Annotated in this window: 15 protein-coding genes; 5 read left to right on the plus strand and 10 right to left on the minus strand. The window is 72.5% G+C overall.

The annotated features are described in order from the left end of the window. Nucleotides 1–251 precede the first annotated feature (251 nt). Nucleotides 252–920, plus strand: a complete 669-nt coding sequence (locus tag AB0M95_RS25510) for a Uma2 family endonuclease (RefSeq protein ID WP_363769293.1) — start codon at nucleotides 252–254, stop codon at nucleotides 918–920. A 418-nt stretch (nucleotides 921–1,338) separates the two neighbouring features. Here the strand turns inward: AB0M95_RS25510 and AB0M95_RS25515 are convergent, their stop codons facing one another. The 3 genes from AB0M95_RS25515 to AB0M95_RS25525 all read right to left on the minus strand — a co-directional run bounded on the left by AB0M95_RS25515 (nucleotide 1,339) and on the right by AB0M95_RS25525 (nucleotide 3,505). Then, entirely contained in the window at nucleotides 1,339–1,518 is a 180-nt protein-coding gene (locus tag AB0M95_RS25515) for a hypothetical protein (protein WP_363769296.1), read from the minus strand. Between the two features lie 269 nt (nucleotides 1,519–1,787). Then, complete coding sequence (locus tag AB0M95_RS25520) at nucleotides 1,788–3,035, minus strand: glycosyltransferase (RefSeq protein ID WP_363769299.1); 1,248 nt, start codon at nucleotides 3,033–3,035, stop codon at nucleotides 1,788–1,790. Between the two features lie 299 nt (nucleotides 3,036–3,334). Continuing rightward, nucleotides 3,335–3,505 (minus strand): hypothetical protein, encoded by a 171-nt coding sequence (locus AB0M95_RS25525; RefSeq protein ID WP_358513217.1) that lies wholly within the window; start codon nucleotides 3,503–3,505, stop codon nucleotides 3,335–3,337. Between the two features lie 201 nt (nucleotides 3,506–3,706). On the opposite strand from AB0M95_RS25525, the gene AB0M95_RS25530 reads away from it, so the two are divergent. The 4 genes from AB0M95_RS25530 (at nucleotide 3,707) to AB0M95_RS25545 (ending at nucleotide 7,616) form a co-directional block, all read left to right on the plus strand. Beyond that, nucleotides 3,707–3,889, plus strand: a complete 183-nt coding sequence (locus AB0M95_RS25530; protein WP_358513215.1) for a hypothetical protein — start codon at nucleotides 3,707–3,709, stop codon at nucleotides 3,887–3,889. A gap of 203 nt (nucleotides 3,890–4,092) precedes the next feature. Continuing rightward, entirely contained in the window at nucleotides 4,093–4,305 is a 213-nt protein-coding gene (locus AB0M95_RS25535) for a heavy-metal-associated domain-containing protein (RefSeq protein WP_363769303.1), read from the plus strand. Further along, nucleotides 4,302–5,327: a hypothetical protein gene (locus tag AB0M95_RS25540; RefSeq protein WP_363769306.1), complete on the plus strand. Its 1,026-nt coding sequence runs from the start codon at nucleotides 4,302–4,304 to the stop codon at nucleotides 5,325–5,327. Before AB0M95_RS25535 ends, AB0M95_RS25540 begins: the two co-directional genes overlap by 4 nt. Nucleotides 5,328–5,348: 21 nt before the next feature. Further along, nucleotides 5,349–7,616 carry a heavy metal translocating P-type ATPase gene (locus AB0M95_RS25545; RefSeq protein WP_363769309.1) on the plus strand — a complete coding sequence of 756 codons (2,268 nt, stop codon included), beginning with the start codon at nucleotides 5,349–5,351 and terminating at the stop codon, nucleotides 7,614–7,616. A 200-nt stretch (nucleotides 7,617–7,816) separates the two neighbouring features. Here the strand turns inward: AB0M95_RS25545 and AB0M95_RS25550 are convergent, their stop codons facing one another. The 7 genes from AB0M95_RS25550 to AB0M95_RS25580 all read right to left on the minus strand — a co-directional run bounded on the left by AB0M95_RS25550 (nucleotide 7,817) and on the right by AB0M95_RS25580 (nucleotide 17,420). Continuing rightward, nucleotides 7,817–8,869 carry a polysaccharide deacetylase family protein gene (locus tag AB0M95_RS25550; RefSeq protein ID WP_363769312.1) on the minus strand — a complete coding sequence of 351 codons (1,053 nt, stop codon included), beginning with the start codon at nucleotides 8,867–8,869 and terminating at the stop codon, nucleotides 7,817–7,819. Between the two features lie 168 nt (nucleotides 8,870–9,037). Next, entirely contained in the window at nucleotides 9,038–10,069 is a 1,032-nt protein-coding gene (locus tag AB0M95_RS25555) for a hypothetical protein (protein WP_363769315.1), read from the minus strand. Nucleotides 10,070–10,576: 507 nt separating this feature from the next. Next, nucleotides 10,577–11,149, minus strand: coding sequence for a hypothetical protein (locus AB0M95_RS25560; RefSeq protein ID WP_363769318.1), 573 nt, complete (start codon nucleotides 11,147–11,149; stop codon nucleotides 10,577–10,579). Nucleotides 11,150–11,361: 212 nt separating this feature from the next. Next, complete coding sequence (locus AB0M95_RS25565; protein WP_363769321.1) at nucleotides 11,362–13,146, minus strand: BTAD domain-containing putative transcriptional regulator; 1,785 nt, start codon at nucleotides 13,144–13,146, stop codon at nucleotides 11,362–11,364. Between the two features lie 185 nt (nucleotides 13,147–13,331). Continuing rightward, a complete protein-coding gene (locus tag AB0M95_RS25570; RefSeq protein WP_363769324.1) occupies nucleotides 13,332–13,796 on the minus strand; it encodes a helix-turn-helix domain-containing protein in 465 nt (154 codons plus the stop codon). A gap of 63 nt (nucleotides 13,797–13,859) precedes the next feature. Continuing rightward, nucleotides 13,860–14,357 (minus strand): NUDIX domain-containing protein, encoded by a 498-nt coding sequence (locus tag AB0M95_RS25575; protein WP_363769327.1) that lies wholly within the window; start codon nucleotides 14,355–14,357, stop codon nucleotides 13,860–13,862. 66 nt (nucleotides 14,358–14,423) lie between these two features. Beyond that, a complete protein-coding gene (locus AB0M95_RS25580; protein ID WP_363769330.1) occupies nucleotides 14,424–17,420 on the minus strand; it encodes a bifunctional [glutamine synthetase] adenylyltransferase/[glutamine synthetase]-adenylyl-L-tyrosine phosphorylase in 2,997 nt (998 codons plus the stop codon). Between the last annotated feature and the right edge of the window lie 49 nt (nucleotides 17,421–17,469).

Below are 17,469 nucleotides of genomic sequence, written 5' to 3' on the forward strand. Positions count from 1 at the left end.
ATATATACCCCATAAAATATAAACTCTTCCCCACCCCGAGCTTTTTCCTTTTTATGGCGGCGCCCCCAAACGACTCGACCTTGCTCCTCGGGGGGGCGGCGGGCGCGGCCGCCGCCACCGCTCATGACACCCGCGCGGAGGGTTCTAGCCTTACGAGGCTTGCATCCTTACCGGATCAGTCGATCTGGGTACGCTGGTGGTGCACGGCGTCTACGACGTCACGATCTGCCGCCAGGGAGGTGCGAAGCGTTATGAGCGTTGCCGCGGTGGCTCACCGGCACTATCTGCTGCCGGACACGCCGTACGCCATGTGGGTGCGCGATGAGCTCGCCGACTACCTGCACCTTCCCAAGGACGGCACCAGGGTCGAGGTCATCGCAGGAGAGATCGTCGTGTCGCCGGGCCCAAGTCTGTCCCACAACCTGATCGTCGGCGACATCCAGAAGAGCTCCGCCAAGGCGGAGTTCGCCGATCCCGACTTCCCATGGGAGTGCGCGCACACCACCGACCTCAACCTCGTCCGCATCTGCGACGGTTACATCCCTGACCTCGTGGTCCTGCGCAAAGACCTCGCAGACCAGCTGCGAGACGCCGAGGTGAGGCACCTTCTCCCCCATCACATCGATCTGGTCGTGGAGGTCACCTCCTTCTCCACCGCGGCCGACGATCGCCAACCCGGCCCGAAGCGCCTCAACTCCACCAAGTGGAACGGCTACGCCTATACGGGAATCCCCTACTACCTGCTGATCGACCGCGACCCCCGACTCGCCAAGGCCACTCTGTACCGCGACCCCGATGTCCGCGCCGGCACCTACCGCACCCTCGCCACCTGGCCCTTCGGCGAGACGATCCACCTCCCCGACCTGTTCAATTTCAACATCCCAGCGGATAAATGGACTCCGTGGGATAGCGGGGCGTGATCCACGCGAATGGGAAGCCTTCATCGCCGGAGCCGAAGCGGGCGAATCTGACTTCTTCGGAAGTCGGCACGATGGTGCGGCACGTTCGATGAATGGACCGGAAAATGCCCGGTCCGCTTAAGTGAATGAACCGCGAACCGGTCAAGGCGTCCCGCCCTTCGCAACTCTTCGCGGCTCTTCTCTATGTTCGGTCCGGCGACATCTCGTGTTGGTTGATGTGCGGCACACGCGACGGACGATCCCTGTGCTACGCGCTCCTTGCGGCACCACCAGCGGCGCATCGCCGCTGCTTCGATTTCCGTCGCGTCAGAATCGAGGATTCATGTCCATCGAAATCGCCGAAAAGACGCGCGGTTGGACGTGCCCCCCGATCATTTAGAACTTCGCGAACCGCCCGGGGAGGGTCACCCGAGTGATCTCATCTCGCTGGACCGATGGCTTCCGCGGCCTCCAGAAGGATCTTGACCAGATCCCGGGGCGCGTCGCGCATGAGGTTGTGGCCGGCGGCCAGTGCGTGCACGGTCCAGTCGGGGTTCTCGCGCAGCCGTCGGTAGACGGAGGTGAACGGGGACGGGCCTTCCCATCCCGCCGCGTACACGTAGGTCCTGCGTCGGACATGCGCGAGGTCGCCGGTCAGCCGGAGCGGCTGCAGCAGCGAGGCGACCGGGGCGGGCGAGTACGCCTGCTGGGCCGCGCTGACCCTGTTGTCCGCAGCCGCCCCCCGGCCCCGCCTTCAGGACTGACCCTGTTCGGGGCCTGCTGGGCGGGGCGCGGCCTTGGTCGGGGGTGAGCCGGGGACGGCGGCTCCGACCAGGCCGCGGGCACGCGCGGACCGGCGGGGTGCCTACCTGTGCAACCTCCGGGGGATCAGCCCGCGGACAGCGCGGACCCGCTCCGGCCGATCATGTCGAGCAGAAGCTTCGCGGCCTGCTCCGCCCCGTCGGTGCGGACCGTCTCGGCCACGACGGCCGCGCGGGCACCGGTCTCGGGGGCCAGGGCGATCTTGAGTGCGGCCGACAGGGACTCGGCGGTCGGCGTCGGACCGTCGTGTCCCGTGCCGATGCCCAGCTCGGTTACCCGCCCCGCCCAGTACGGCTGGTCCGCGACCTGGGGCACGATCACCTGCGGCGCCCCGGCACGGGCCGCCGTCGTCGTGGTGCCCGCGCCGCCGTGGTGCACGACCGCGGCCACCCGGCGGAACAGCGCCTGCTGGTTGACCTCGCCGACGACGAAGCAGTCGTCCCGGTCGTCGATCAGGGCCAGGTCAGCCCAGCCGCTCCCGAGCAGGACGCGGCGACCCTGCGTCCGGACCGCTTCGATGACGGCCCGGGAGACCTCCTGCGCGTTCGCGCCCCGCATCGGCATGCTGCCGAAGCCCGCGTACACCGGCTTCGCACCGGCGGCCAGGAACGTCTCCAGGTCGGCCGGAAGCGGGCGCTCGTCCAGCCGGATCCACGCGCCGGTCTGCGTCACGTCGAGCTCCGGCGTCTCCTGCCACGGGCCCAGGACCGGGTCGGCCGCCAGGAACGGGTGGCCGGTGAAGACGTGGTCGCGGACGCCGCTCACCGGCGGCAGGCCGATCGAGGCCCGGTGGGTGTTGATCGTGTCGCCGAACATGGCTTCCATATGCTCGGCGTGCCGGTCCCACAGCTCCCGGTTGCCGGTCACCTCAGGGGGGATCACCTGGCCCGGCCGGCGGAGAGGCGGGTGATGCGACGACGGCAGGTAACACGGGGAGAAGGACGTGAACACATAGGGCACGCCCAGCTTCTCGGCCGCCGTCCGCGTACCGGCCAGGGCCGGGAACGAGCCGGTGGCCACCACCGCGGCGCAGCCCTCGGCCACCCCGGCGACCGCCTCGTAGGCCATGGCGGTCAGCTCGGCGGCGATGTCGGACAGGCCCGCCTTCGCCTTGCCGGGGATCGCCCCCGTCGCCAGCGCGCGGATCGGCCAGCCGACGGGACTCAGCGGCACGTCGACATCGTCCAGCAGCTCCGCGAAGTCCGGCGGCGCGCACACCCGCACCTCGGCGCCGAGCTCCCGTAGCCGCACCGCCAGCCCCGTCATCGGCTCGACGTCCCCGCGTGACCCGTAGGTCACCAGCACAACGCGCATTCCGCAGCCCCCGATCTCCGTACGTTCCGGTGTCGAAGGGTGATTGTGGGGTACGCCCGGGGCCTTGTGGCAAGCCCCCCCATGCGCTATACGTTGGTAGTGGCAAGGAGCGGATGTCCCCCTTGCCCTTTTTATTGCTTCGCCGCCCCAGTAGGCAGCCCCCTCCCGCCTGGGGAGGCCGTAGGCAGCGGCCTTGGCATCACTCAAGAACTCAAAGTGCGCCCCGAACGCGCCGCGCCGGAGGCGCGGCCGTGAGCACGGTCGGCGAAGCCCACCAGGGCGTCAGCGCGGCCAGGGGGTCATTTGCGGTTCTTGATGTCGACGGCCGGGCCTGGGTTGATCGGAGTGCCGATGACCCCCTTTGAGACGGCCGAGGTGAGACCGCTCACGGCGCGGATCAGGTCCACGAGGAGGCTCTCGGGCTTCTTCGACCCCGTGACGTGCTCGGCGTTCTCGGAACTGCTCGACATGATGGGTACTCCTTGTGAGCGGATCGGCTGCCAGTGGTACCAGGTCCACAAATCACGATATGTCGCGTCAAGGGCCCCCGTCCACCGAGATCACCCTTTCCGTACGCCACCCACCCTACGAGAGGGCTCGCCGAACGGCCTCCGGCATCGCCCTATACCCTTAGGGGGAATTCGAAGCCTCAGGACCCGAAGGACGGCGCGGTGTTCGGTCGCAAGCCCATCGAGGAACGGCTCGCCGAGCGGCGCGCCCAGCTCCCGCCGCTGCGCGAGGGACGGCATTTCGAGCACGGCCCGGCCAAGTTCGTGTTCATCTTCCTGATCGCCTTCGTCGTGCTGGCCCACTTCATCGGCCTGTTCATCCTCATGGCGCTCAACCTGCACTGACGCGCCCGGCGACGGCCCCGCCCGTCCCCCGCCGCACGACCATCACGATCTTCAACGCGCCCGCCGCCGGGCCTGAGAGCATATTTTCCCTTTGACCAACCCCCTGGGGGTATATTACGGTTCCATGCAAGTGAGATACCCCCCTGGGGTACTCGCCCGGCAGTGGACGACCCGTCCACGGAACCGCTTCTGAGGAGATCGAGATGAACACCACCACCTACACCGTCGAGGGCATGACCTGCGGCCACTGCGTGAGCTCGGTGAAGGAGGAGGTCGGCGAGGTCGCCGGGGTCGGCGGCGTCGAGGTGGACCTGGCCACCGGACTGCTGACCGTCACCGGTGACGGCCCCGTGGACCGCGCCCGGGTCTCCGCCGCGGTCGAGACCGCCGGATACCGCCTGGCGGAGGGGTCGTGAACGCCGCCGCCAAGCTGGGCGCCTACGTGCTGGGGCTCGCCGTCGTCTTCGGCGGCGCCCTGGGCGCGGGCCGAGCCGCAGGGCCCGTCGCAGCCCCTCCGAACGACGCCCATGCCACCTCACAGGACGGCCGCCACACCACCCCGCCAGGCCACACCGCCCCCGCCCCGGGTCATGCCTCCTCCCCCGCCCCAGGTCACGGCTCGCCGCAGGGCCCGGCACAGACGGAAGGCGCCGCACAGCCGGCGGGTGATACCCCCGGAGGGTTGCAGGTGTCCGCGAACGGCTACACGCTCACCCCGCTGACCACGGCCGTCGAGCCCGGCACGCCCACCGACTACCGGTTCACGGTGACGGGCCCCGGCGGCGGGCCGGTCACCGGCTACGAGGTCCGGCACGACAAGAAGCTGCACCTCATCGTCGTCTCGCGCGACCTCGGCCACTTCCAGCATGTCCACCCCGTCCTCACGGAAGGCGGCGTCTGGTCGGTCCGGCTCACCCTCCCGGCGGCGGGCGCCTACCGCGTCCTCGCCGACTTCGCCCCCACCGGCGGCGACGCGCTGACCCTGGGGACCGACCTGCTCGTCCGGGGCCCCTACACCCCGGAGCCGCTCCCGCGGACCGGCCGTACGGCGACCGTCGGCGGGTACACCGTCGCCCTCGCCGGCGATCTGGTCCCCGGCCGGGCGAGCGGGCTCGCGCTCACCGTCGCCAAGGACGGGCGTCCGGTCACCGACCTGCAGCCGTACCTCGGCGCCTACGGTCACCTGGTCGCGCTGCGCGCCGGAGACCTGGCGTACCTGCACGTCCACCCCGAGGGCACGCCCGGCGACGGCTCCACCCGGCCCGGCCCCGAGATCGCCTTCCAGGCCGAGGTGCCGAGTGCCGGCGACTACCGCCTGTTTCTGGACTTCCGGCACGGCGGCGAGGTCCGCACCGCGGCCTTCACTTTGACCGCCGCCCACGCCACCGGCCCGGCCCCCGAGGCCACGCCCGGCGGGCACGGCGACCACGCCCACTGACTGAGAGAAAAGGAGAAGGAAATGTCCCCCGCGTCCCCCGTGTCCCGGGCCCCCCGTGTCGCCGGCGACCGGCGCAACGCGGTCGAGCTCTCGATCGGCGGCATGACCTGCGCCTCCTGCGCCAACCGGATCGAACGTAGGCTCAACAAGATCGACGGCGTGAGCGCAGCCGTCAACTACGCGACCGAGAAGGCCAAGGTCACCTTCCCCGAAGGCGTGGACGCCGAGCGGCTCATCGCCGAGGTCGAGAAGGCCGGGTACACCGCCACGCTGCCCGAACCGCCCGCGGCCGAGGCCGGTGAGGGCGGGCCGGAGGCGCGCGACGAGCTCCGGCCGCTCCGCGACCGCCTGGTCACGGCCGTCGCGCCGGCCGTACCGGTGATCGCGATGGCGATGGTCCCTTCGCTGCAGTTCACCAACTGGCAGTGGCTGTCGCTGGTGCTGGCCGCGCCGGTCGTGGTCTACGCCGGGTGGCCGTTCCACCGAGCGGCCTGGACGAACCTGCGTCACGGAGCCGCGACGATGGACACACTGATCTCGGTCGGCACCCTGGCCGCGTTCGGCTGGTCGGTGTGGGCGCTGTTCCTCGGCGACGCGGGCGTGCCGGGCATGACGCACCCGTTCGCGTTCACCATCGAGCGCACGGACGGCTCGGGCAACATCTACCTGGAGGTCGCGGCCGGGGTGACCGTGTTCATCCTGGCCGGGCGGTACTTCGAGGCCCGCTCCAAGCGCCGCGCCGGCGCCGCGCTGCGCACCCTGCTGGAGCTCGGGGCGAAGGACGTCGCGGTGCTGCGCGACGGCGTCGAGACGCGCGTCCCCGGCGACCGGCTGGCGGTGGGCGACCGGTTCGTGGTCCGGCCGGGCGAGAAGATCGCCACCGACGGCGTGGTCGAGGAGGGCGCGTCGGCCGTCGACGCGTCCATGCTGACCGGCGAGTCCGTGCCCGTGGAGGTGCGGCCCGGCGACGCGGTGACGGGCGCCACCGTGAACGCGAGCGGCAGGCTCGTCGTCCGCGCCACCCGGGTCGGCGCCGGCACGCGGCTCGCCCAGATGGCCCGCCTCGTGGAGGAGGCGCAGAACGGCAAGGCGCGGGTCCAGCGGCTGGCCGACCGGGTCTCGGGCGTGTTCGTACCGGTGGTCATCGCGCTCGCCGTGGGCACGCTGGGCTTCTGGCTCGGCACCGGCGGCGGACCGGCGGCGGCCTTCACCGCCGCCGTCGCGGTCCTCATCATCGCCTGCCCGTGCGCCCTCGGCCTGGCCACCCCGACCGCGCTGCTGGTCGGCACCGGCAGGGGCGCGCAGCTCGGCATCCTGATCAAGGGCCCCGAGGTGCTGGAGTCCACCCGAGGCGTCGACACGGTCGTCCTGGACAAGACCGGCACGGTCACCGAGGGCCGCATGACGCTGATCGCCGTCCACCTCGCCGACGGCCAGGACGAGACCGAGGTGCTTCGGCTCGCGGGCGCGCTGGAGGACGCCTCCGAGCACCCGATCGCCCAGGCCGTCGTCCGGGGGGCGCGCGAGCGGGCCGGGGAGCTGCCCGTGCCCGAGGACTTCGCCAACGTCGAGGGCCTCGGCGTGCGGGGCGTCGTGGACGGGCACGCGGTGCTCGTCGGCCGCCCGCGCCTGCTGGCCGAGTCGGCGCACCACCTCCCCTCAGGCCTGGAGGAGGCGCTGCGGGACGCGCACGCCTCCGGCCGTACGGCGGTGGTGGTCGGCTGGGACGGCGAGGCACGCGCGGTCCTGGTGGTCTCCGACACCGTCAAGCCCACCAGCGCGGAGGCCGTCCGGCGGCTGCGCGCCCTCGGCCTGACCCCGGTCCTGCTGACCGGCGACGCCCGCGCGGTGGCCGAGTCCGTCGCGGCCGAGGTCGGAATCACCGAGGTCGTCGCCGAGGTCCTGCCCGCCGGCAAGGTGGAGGTGGTCGAGCGGCTCCAGGCGGAGGGCAGGGTCGTGGCGATGGTGGGCGACGGGGTCAACGACGCCGCCGCGCTGGCCCGGGCCGACCTGGGCCTGGCGATGGGAACCGGCACCGACGCCGCCATCGAGGCCTCCGACCTCACGCTGGTCCGGGGGGACCTGCGGGTGGCGGCGGACGCGATTCGGCTGTCGCGCCGCACGCTGGCGACGATCAGGTCCAACCTGTTCTGGGCCTTCGCCTACAACGTGGCCGCCCTGCCTCTGGCCGCCCTCGGCCTGCTCAACCCGATGCTCGCCGGCGCCACGATGGCCCTCAGCAGCGCCTTCGTGGTCGCCAACAGCCTGCGCCTGCGCCGCTTCCGCTAGGCCCCCGCGACGGCGCCGCCCCTTCCGCCACGAGGCCGGCGGTCCGGGCGGCCCGTTCAGCAGGGCGAGGTGACCGTCATGTTCTGGTCGGAGACGTTACCGATACACGACGTGGTGTCCGCGGTCCACCGACCGTCGCAAGGGCGAAGCGGGCACGCGCAGAGGGGCGCCGGGCGTGGTGCCGGGAGCGAGAGTGGTGGTCAGTACGGCAGCGTGTACTTGGTGAAGCGCTGGGCGACGTACGGCGCCTTGAACTTCGGGTACGCGACCGTGCGGATGTCGCCGTCGGAGGTGTAGCGGTCCTCCGGATGCGCGTTCAGCCAGTCCAGCCACGCCGTCGAGCAGAAGCGGGCGCAGTCGCCCACCTTGTCCATGGCGCGGATGCGCGGGATGCCGAGCGGGTCGAAGTCCTTGCTGAACGGCGAGGCGGCCGGGGTGTAGCCCGCGAGGAAGACGCCGGTGTACCGGTAGTGCACGTCGGCGGAGTCGCCGCGGATCGCCCAGTCCTTGGTGCTCGGCTGGTTGCCGTACGGCAGCGCGAGCGTCGCCGGGGCGTCCTTGATCAGCGAGGTGATCAGCTTGTGGCCCGCGGCGACCTGGCCGACGACCTGGTCCTGCGGCTTGCCGCGCAGGTTGAGGTGGTCGCGGGTGTGGTTGCCGACGTCGAAGTGGTTGTCGCGCAGCCAGCCGAGCGTCTGGGCCTGCGCCTCCGGCCCGAACGTGCCGAACATGTCCTTGATGACGTAGAACGTGGCGACGGGCCGGAAGCCCGGGTGCTTGCGCGCGACGTCCATGAGAATGCCGACGGCGGTGTCGGGCTTGGGCTGCCCCGAGCCGTCCAGGGTGAGTTGCGAGGGCGAGGAGTCGTCGAAGGTCAGCACGACGGGGTGGCGTCCGGCAGGGATGCCGATCTGGCCGGTGGTGTACTCGCGGGCCGTGATGGGGACGTAGCCGTCCTTGGCCAGGCGTTCGAGTTCGGTGCGGAACTGCTCGGGGGTGCGGTCGTCGGTGCCGGCGGGCTTGGCGACGATGCGGTGGTACATGAGCACCGGTATCTGGCCGAGTTCGTTGGCCTTGACCTTGGCGGCCTTCGCGGCGGCGGCCTTGCGCGCCTCCTGCGAGGCCACCGGCTTGGCGGCCTTGGCCGGCTGCGCCACCACCTTGGCCTCCTGGTCCGCGCATCCGGCGAGCGCGGCCAGGGTCAGCGGCACCAGCGCGGCGCCCGTCGTTCCGAGTATCCCCAAGCGCCCCATGGTCCCCCCAGCACCCGAGCAATGAGATACGTCTCTCCTACCCTGCGAGGCCGGGGATCGCACACGTGGCGAAGTCGCACGAACGCCAAGCGTGACACTTTATTCCGCATATATCGGCATTCACCGGTTGTCGCCGCATGTGGCGGGTGAGTACGGGCTACTCGCTGGTCACTTGTCGGTCTCCCCCGCCCGCGCGCGGATGCCGGTCAGGCGCCGGAAGATGTCCCACCAGAACGGCCCGCCGAACAGCACGGCCACGAACGTGACGAGGAAGCCGGGCCAGTGGCCGGGACTGCCGAGGCGGCGCAGCCACTCCCCGCCGTTCCACGACCACCGCGGGCTCCCGCCGTCGGGGATGTTCACCGACACCGGGGCGTTCCCGACGATCTTCACGAACGCCGGCGCCGACAGCACCTCGGTGATGCAGGCGTAGGGATCGGTGGGGTGCTCGGGGCACTTCTCCCGCAGGCCCGCGAACGCGCTCGTGCCGCCGTCCGCCATGGACGCGACCTGGGCGCGGACGGCGTTGTCGGTCAGGATCGCCCGGCCGTACTCCAGCGAGTCCATGCTGAACAGCAGCGTGATCGCCAGGCCGAGCGCGGCGATGACCCACTTGACGTAGCGGCGGTACAGCATGGTCAGGCGCCGCATCTCGCCGTCGAACCATTCCTCGACACCCTTGCGGAACGCGTCGAGGTCGCCGTGCGCGGCGTCCCACACGCCCTTGAGCGGGCCGTACAGCGGGCTGCCGTCGGCCTTGAGCTTCTCCAGCAGGGAGGTCACCCCGCCCTCGCCGGTGACGATCTCCATGATGGCGACGCCGAACCGCGCGGGCGGGATCGAGGCGATGCTGGTCCTGCCGTCCTTGCGGTGGTCGATCTCACGCAGCCGCTCGTACAGCCGGCCCGACCAGGTGGTGGCCGTGCTCTCGACCGGCGCGGGCAGCGGGCTGAAGACGGGCCGGGCGTCCTTGCTGAACGGCAGCCGGGCGAAGACCTCGGCGACCGTGCCGGGAAGCCACGAACCCTTTCCGCGGGGCCCGTCGAGGGTGTCGCGCAGGTAGGCCCACAGGAACTTGCCGCGGATGCCGAGCAGCCGCACCAGGCCCTCGTTGATGCCGCTGACCAGCAGCGAGAACAGCAGGAACGCGATCACCAGGCCGACGGCCAGGTCGATGTAGACAGAGTTCAAGGATTTCACCCGCGACTGTGGACACGTGGACACGCACTTCCGCGACGGTGGGCCGCATTCAACTGACGTCGCCGCCGGGCGATCGGTTGCCATGGAGGTCCGTCAAGGCCGCTTCCGGTCACGCCGCGCGCCGGCCTCGCGCGAGACCGGGCCCTGCCCGCTCCGGACGGCAGCGTGGCGCGCGCCGGTCCCCTGGACGCGCGCCCGCCGTCCGACGGCCGCCCGCCGCCACCCCGCGAAACCGCGGAGACGGCGGCGGACCTCGACCCGCCTCCCCATGAGGAGGACCGTTCACCCGGAATCGGCGACGGCCTGCCACGTCGGCCGCCACCGCAGGTGCCGCACCCGTGATGCACCTGCCTCAAGGATCACGCAGGCGTCCCATCGACGTCGTTCTCGCCGATCGGCCGTCACGGACAACCCTAGAACCGGCCGATATACACGCGGGCATATGCGAGATACACGCGGAAATACCCATCGACCAGCGAAAACGCCCCCAGAGCCCACCGGTGCCGATCACTTCGGGTCGCCCGGGAAGCGCGTGACGCGGTTCAGGCCGAACACCTCGGCGATGGCGTCGTAGTGGAGGAACAGCGAGGCGATCGCGGCGCCCGCCAGGCTCGCCAGCACCCCGCCGGCCAGGTCCGGATCGCCGGGCCGCGCCACGATGCCGCTCACCACGCCGACCGAGGCGATCGCCGCGAGCGCGAACTTGCGCAGCACGCGCCAGGTCGCCGCGCACGCCGGCCGGCCGGGCCACCGCGGGCGGGGGCGCCTCACGCGGGCCAGCGCCGCCGCGCCGCCGGCCACGAGAAGCGGCAGGGCCAGCAGCACCCACACCGCCGGAAGCCCGGGGACGTAGGGCGTCTTCCCCAGGAGCATCCGGGGCAGGACCAGCGGGGACGTCACCGACAGCGTCGCCTCGGCGGCCACGGTCGCGAGCGCGGCCCGGCGCGCCCAGCCGGGCGGCAGGACGGGCGCCCGGCGCACGGTCTCGAGGAACGAGGAGAACGCGGCCCCGTTGCGCACCTTGCCGATCAGGGCGACCCCGAACACGACACCGGCGAGGGACCCGAACCCCGCTGCCACATAAGCCATCATCGAAAGGCCCTCGACTCGGTCTTGGCGGAACGCATCGCAACGAAACGTAGATGAGGCCGCTACACGCCCGGTACACCAGGATGTGCGACCCCCGGGCGGCCTCCCCCACAAGGCCGTCTCCGTGAGACGGAGGAAATATCACCTTTTGTCGCGCCGGCTCCACCGTCCCGAGTGCCGGGAGACCCGGGAGCAGCGCCCGGTCAGGGCGAGTCCCGGGGCGCGAGGATGCGCAGCAGGCCGACCATCTCGTACCTGTCGGGCGACAGCCGCCGCAGCAGATGCTCGTCGGTGAGCCGGTCGAGGGCCCGCTGGGCGCACGGGCCCGGCGCGCACAGCAGCTCCGCCGCCCGCGAGACGCTCACCTCGGTGCCCGGCTGATGCGAGATCATCCACAGCAGGCGCGCGGCCTCGGGGTCGTTCTGGCGGTACAGCTCGTAGCTCGCCCACAACCGGTCGCGGATGCGCTGCTCGTCCCAGTGGTCCAGCAGCTCGCAGATGCCCCGGGGGAGCTGGCCCGCCATCCGCTCCAGCGACCAGTCGGGCCGGGCGGCCAGCAGCACCCCCGCCGCGCGCAGGGCGAGCGGGAGGTGCTCGCAGAGGCGGGCGATCCGCGCGGCGGCGTCCGGCTCGGCGTCCACGCGGTCCCGGCCCGCGTGCCCGGCGAGCATGGCCACGGCGTCCTGGGTGCCGAGGACGTCGAGCGTGAGGTGCTCGGCGTGGTCGAGCGGCAGGACGCGCCTGCTGGTGACCAGCACCGCGCAGCCGGGCCCCGAGGGCAGCAGCGGGCGGACCTGCGAGGACCCGATGACGTTGTCGACGACGAACAGCACCCGCAGGCCCGAGGTCAGCGAGCGCAGCCGCGTGCTGGCCTCGCCGAGGCTCAGCTCGTCCCCGGAGGCGCTGTCGCCGAGCGCGCGCAGGAACCACGACACCGCCTGCGGCGCGGTCACCGCGCGCTCCTGGTGGAAGGCGCCGGCCATGTCGACGTAGAGCTGGCCGTCGGGGAAGCGGCCGGTCATCGCATGCGCCACCCGCAGGGCGAGCGCCGACTTGCCCACGCCGACGGGCCCGCTGACGACGGCGACCGGCGGCACCGTTCCCCGTGAGGTGAGCGCGCCCTCCAGGAACTCGGCCTCCCGGTCGCGGCCGACGAGCAGGCCGGGGCGCGGGAGCTGCCGGGGCGCCGGGGAGGCGGCGGGGGCGAGCCGGGCCTGGTGGCGCGCGGCGGGCGCGAGCGCGGGGTCGCGGTGCAGGACGGCCCGGTGGACGCGCCGCAGCTCCTCCCCCGGTTCCAGGCCGAGCTGGACCGCCAGGTGGTCGCGAGCCTCGGCGTACGCGCCGAGCGCCCCGGCCGCGTCGCCCGAGCCGTAGAGGGCGCGCATGAGCAGCGCCCAGGCCCGCTCGCGCAGCGGCTGCTCGCCGACCAGCAGCCGCAGGTCGGCGACGACCTCGGAGTGCCGGCCGAGCGCGAGCCGCGCCTCCGCGCGGTCCTCCAGGGCGGCGAGGCGCTGCTCCTGCAGGACGGCGAGGCGAGCGGCGAGCGGTTTGCCGTACGGGAGGCCGTCGCCGGCCGGGCCGCGCCACAGGGCCATCGCGTCGTCGAACCGCTGGACCGCGACGTCGTGCCGCCGCTCGGCCAGCGCCGTGCGCGCCTGGGTGGTGAACTTCTCGAAGCTCGTCAGGTCGAGCTTGCCCGGGGACGCGACGAGCTGGTACGCCCGGTCGGAGGCGACGATGCCGACGCCCTTCATCTCCGTGGTCAGGACGCGGCGCAGCCCGCCGGCGTAGGTCCTCAGGTTGGCGGTGGCGGACAGCGGGGGCTCGCCCTCCCACAGCGCCTCCGACAGCCAGTCGAGGGTGACCGGCCGGTTGATGTTGAGCAGCAGCGACAGCAGCAGCGTGCGGCGCATGCGTCCGCCCAGATTGACGGTTCTGCCCGAGGGCCCTGCCTCGACCGGCCCGAGGAGGCGGAAGACGTGTGACATCGCTGCCCTAACGCGGTCGTCTCGTACGCGATGGCCGTGGAAGCTCCTGAAGCACTGCGCGCGATCCCCCTTGGTTGCGTGGCGAGCAGGTGGCCCTCATTCGGAGAAACACGGCCGCGCCTCCGGCAGGGCGGGTTCGCAGCGCCCTATAGGCGGGTGTTCATGGCCTCGCTCCGCCAGGCGGTTCAGGTGTCCTCGCCAGAGGACTTCTCGGAGGGCGCTCCGGCCCCCGGAGAGTCCGGGGGCAGGCCCTCGAGGGTGCGCAGGTGGGCGATCATGACGGCGATGTTCTCGATGCTGGAGTGGGACAGCCCGGCGGCGCGCATGGCGATCCTGCGGACGCCGGCGTCGCGCATGGCGGGCAGCAGTTCGAGCCGCACGTTGGCCTGCTCGGCGTAGGCGTCGTCGAAGAAGTAGGCCGGTTCGACGCCGAAGAAGCCGGCGATGGCCACCAGATGGCTCACCGACAGGTCGTCGGTCCTGCCGGTGCGCAGCTTCCACAGCGTGGTGTGGGAGACCGGAGTGCCGCGCCGCGCGATCTCTCGGGCCGCCTGTTCGTAGCTGTAGGTGGTGCCGTCGGGCTGGCGCACCGTGCGAAACAGGTGGTCGAGTTGCTCCGCCAGAGGACGTCTGTATCGTTTGTCGGCCATGGCTACTCCGAGAGGACCATATCAAGCAGCGGGCACACCGGCCGTCGCCCGCCCGCGGGCGGGTCAGGCGACCGGGGTCCAGGTCTCGCGGGAGGCCCGCCACCAGGCGAAGCAGTCGGGCAGCACCACCGGCAGCCAGGATGGCGAGGCCAGTGTCGCGGCCTCCGCCTCGGTGACCCAGCGGATCTCGGAGATCTCGACGCCGTCGGGCACGGCGGTGCCGCCCTCGGCCGTGCAGCCGTAGATCGTGATGACGTGCGCCACCTGGTCGCCGTTGGGGTAGGTCGTGCGGAACCGGGGCCCTCCGTAGGCGCCGATGAGGCCGCGGACGGTGACGTCGAGGCCGACCTCCTCCCTGGTCTCGCGGACCGCCGCGTCCAGGGGCGCCTCGTCGGGTTCGACGGTGCCGCCGGGCGCGGACCACACGTCGTCCTGCTCGCTGTGCCGCCCGAGGAGCAGGCGACCCTGCTCGTCGAAGATGAAGGCGTTGACCGAGGGCAGGAGCAGCAGGGCGGTCCCCACCTGGCTGCGCAGACCCGCGAGGTACTCCGAAATGGGCACGAACCGTCTCCTGCCGCTTCGCCGACTCGACCCCACAAAGGTACCGAGTCGGTCAAGGCGCGGAGGTCAGGCGACGCCGTAGAAGACGCGCTCGGAGACGAGCCTGGCGCGGCGGGTGGTCCTGCGGTAGTCCTCGACGAAGTCCTCCGATCCGTCCGGCGGGTATCCGAGCGCCCTGGCGATGAGCATGCGCTCGCGCACGTCGGCGGGGATGCTGTCGCCGGCGCGGCCGCGCACGAGCATGATGGCGTCGCGGACCTGCGAGGCGAACCGCCACGCCTCGGCCAGGACCTCCTCGTCGGAGGCGGACAGCAGCCCGGCCCCGACGGCGGCGCGCAGCGCCTCAAGCGTGTGTGTGGTGCGCAGCCCGGGCACCGCGTAGGCGTGGCCGAGCTGGATGAGCTGCGCCGGCCACTCGACGTCGGCCAGCCCGCCCCTGCCGAGCTTGGTGTGCATCAGCGGGTCGGCGCCCCTCGGCAGCCGCTCGGCCTCCATGCGGGCCTTCAGCCGCCGGATCTCGCGCAGGGCGGCCTCGCCGATGCCGCCGGGCGGGTAGCGCAGCGGCGCGATGAGGTCCATGAAGGCGGCGCCCAGCTCGGCGTCCCCGGCGGAGTACCGGGCGCGCAGCAGGGCCTGCGACTCCCACGGCGAGGACCACCGCCGGTAGTACTCCGCGTAGGACGACAGGGAGCGCACCAGCGGGCCCTGTCGGCCCTCGGGGCGCAGGTCGGGGTCGATCAGCAGCGGCGGGTCGGGGGCGGGCCGTGCCAGCAGGCGGCGCAGCTCGTTGGCCACCGCGTACGCGGCGTCGGCGGCCTCCTTGTCCTCCGCGCCCTCGACCGGCGCGTGCACGAACATGACGTCGGCGTCGCTGCCGTAGGAGCACTCGTACCCGCCGAGGCGTCCCATGGCGATGACGGTGAAGCGGGTGGGCATCGGGCCGCCGCGCTCCCCCGAGACCTTGTGGATCGCCGCGTCCAGGGCCGCTTGGATGGTGACGTCGTTGAGCTCCGAAAGCGCCTGGCCGACCTCTTCGATGTCGATGCGGCCGACCAGCCCGGCGACGGCCGTGCGCAGCAACTCGCGCCTGCGCAGCGCGCGGACGGCGTCGACGGCCTTCTCGGCGTCCTCGGCGTGGCGCTGCACGCACGCGCCCAGCTCACCGGCCAGCGCCTCCTTGGGACGCGCCGCCAGCTCGGCCTCCGAGCCGAGCATGGCCACCGCGTCCGGGGCGTGCAGCAACAGCCCGGTGGCGTACCGGCTGGTGCCGAGCAGCCGGGCCATGCGCTCGGCGGCGGCGGTCTCGTCGCGCAGCAGCCGCAGGTACCAGGGGGTCGCGCCGAGCCTCTCGCTGACCTGGCGGAACCCGAGCAGGCCTGCGTCGGGGTCGGGGGCGTCGGCGAACCAGCCGAGCATGACGGGCAGCAGCGTGCGCTGGATCGCGGCCCTGCGTGAGACGCCGCTGGTGAGCGCGGCGATGTGCCGCAGCGCGCCGTCAGGGTCGGTGTACCCGAGGGCGGACAGGCGCGCGGACGCGGCGGCGGCCGACAGCCGGGCCTCGTCTCCGGGGAGCCGGGCGACGGCGTGCAGCAGGGGCCGGTAGAACAGCTTCTCGTGCAGCCGCCTGGCCTCCATGGCGTGCCGCTTCCAGCGGGTGGTGAACTCCCCGACCGGGTCGGCGGTCATGCCGAGGCCGCGCCCGATGCGCCGCAGGTCGGTCACGTTCTGGGGGACGACGTGCGTGCGGCGCAGGCGGTGCAGTTGCAGCAGGTGCTCGACCTGGCGCAGGAAGGTGTACGCCTCGGCGAGGGCCTTGGCGTCGTCCCTGCCGACGTAGCCGCCCCGGGAGAGGGCGTTCAGCGCGGGCAGCGTGGCGCGGCGGCGCAGCAGCCCGTCGGAGCGGCCGTGCACGAGCTGGAGGAGCTGGACGGCGAACTCGATGTCGCGCAGCCCGCCGGGGCCGAGCTTGATCTGCCGGTCGGCCTCGCTGGCGCGGACGTTGGCCTCGACCTTGCGGCGCATCGCCTGGACGTCCTCGACGAAGTGGTCGCGGGTGGCGGCCTGCCAGACCATCTCGTTGACCCCGGCGACGTACTCCTCGCCGAGGCCGAGATCGCCGGCGACGGGGCGGGCCTTGAGCAGGGCCTGGAACTCCCAGGTCTTGGCCCACCTGCGGTAGTAGGTCAGGTGGCTGGCCAGGGTGCGGACGAGGGGCCCGGCCTTGCCCTCGGGGCGCAGGGCGGCGTCGACCTCCCACAGCGAGCCCTCGGGGGTGCTGGTGGAGCAGGCGCGCATCATGCCCTGGGCGAGCCGCGTGGCCGCCTGGAGGGCCTTGGTCTCGTCCACGCCCTCGCGGGGCTCGGCGACGAAGACGACGTCGACGTCGCTGATGTAGTTGAGCTCGCGGGCGCCGCACTTGCCCATGCCGATCACCGCGAGCCGCGCGTCGGCGGCCTCGGGGACGTCGGCCCTGGCGATGGCGAGCGCGGCCTCCAGGGCGGCGCCGGCGAGGTCGGACAGCTCGGCGGTGACCTGCGCCAGGGACACCGCGCCCGTGGCGTCGCGCGCGGCGAGTTGCAGCAGCCTGCCGCGGTAGGCGACGCGCAGCGCGGACATGGCGGGCACGGGGTCGGCGCCGACGGGGGCCACCGGCTCGGGCTCGCCGGGGTCGGCGCCGACGGCCTCCAGGAGCTCGGCGCGCATCTCGCGCGCGGGCATGCGCTGCACGGCCGGCTCACCTTCGAGCAGCTTCCAGTGGCCGGGGTGGCGCACGACGTGCTCGCCGAGGGCCGCCGACAGGCCGAGGACGCCGACGAGCCGGGCCCGCAGGCCCGTGTCGGCCCGCATGGCGCCGAGCACGCTCGGGTCGCGCTCGGCCAGCCGGTTGAGCGAGGTGAGCGCGAGGTCGGGGTCCGCCGTGCCGACGAGGGCGGCGAGCAGGTCGAGGTCGCCGACGGCCTCCGGGCCGAGCCCGTCCAGCAGCCGCTCGGCCCGTGCGCCGTCCGCGAAGCCCAGGCGGGCCAGACGCCCGGCGGTCGTCTGTATGCGTGACTCGGCGTTCACACAGCCCAACGTAGCCGGTCGCTCACCGGTCCGTCGTTAGTGGTTCCGC

This window comes from Sphaerisporangium sp. NPDC051017, assembly GCF_040683095.1.
Classification (GTDB): Bacteria; Actinomycetota; Actinomycetes; order Streptosporangiales; family Streptosporangiaceae; genus Sphaerisporangium.

Bases quoted from the DNA above. Each gene is read 5' to 3' on its own strand.
- AB0M95_RS25565 (WP_363769321.1), bottom strand. From the start codon at position 13,146: ATGTCACACGTCTTCCGCCTCCTCGGGCCGGTCGAGGCAGGGCCCTCG.
- AB0M95_RS25535 (WP_363769303.1), top strand. From the start codon at position 4,093: ATGAACACCACCACCTACACCGTCGAGGGCATGACCTGCGGCCACTGC.
- AB0M95_RS25510 (WP_363769293.1), top strand. From the start codon at position 252: ATGAGCGTTGCCGCGGTGGCTCACCGGCACTATCTGCTGCCGGACACG.
- AB0M95_RS25545 (WP_363769309.1), top strand. From the start codon at position 5,349: ATGTCCCCCGCGTCCCCCGTGTCCCGGGCCCCCCGTGTCGCCGGCGAC.
- AB0M95_RS25570 (WP_363769324.1), bottom strand. From the start codon at position 13,796: ATGGCCGACAAACGATACAGACGTCCTCTGGCGGAGCAACTCGACCAC.
- AB0M95_RS25525 (WP_358513217.1), bottom strand. From the start codon at position 3,505: ATGTCGAGCAGTTCCGAGAACGCCGAGCACGTCACGGGGTCGAAGAAG.
- AB0M95_RS25550 (WP_363769312.1), bottom strand. From the start codon at position 8,869: ATGGGGCGCTTGGGGATACTCGGAACGACGGGCGCCGCGCTGGTGCCG.
- AB0M95_RS25520 (WP_363769299.1), bottom strand. From the start codon at position 3,035: ATGCGCGTTGTGCTGGTGACCTACGGGTCACGCGGGGACGTCGAGCCG.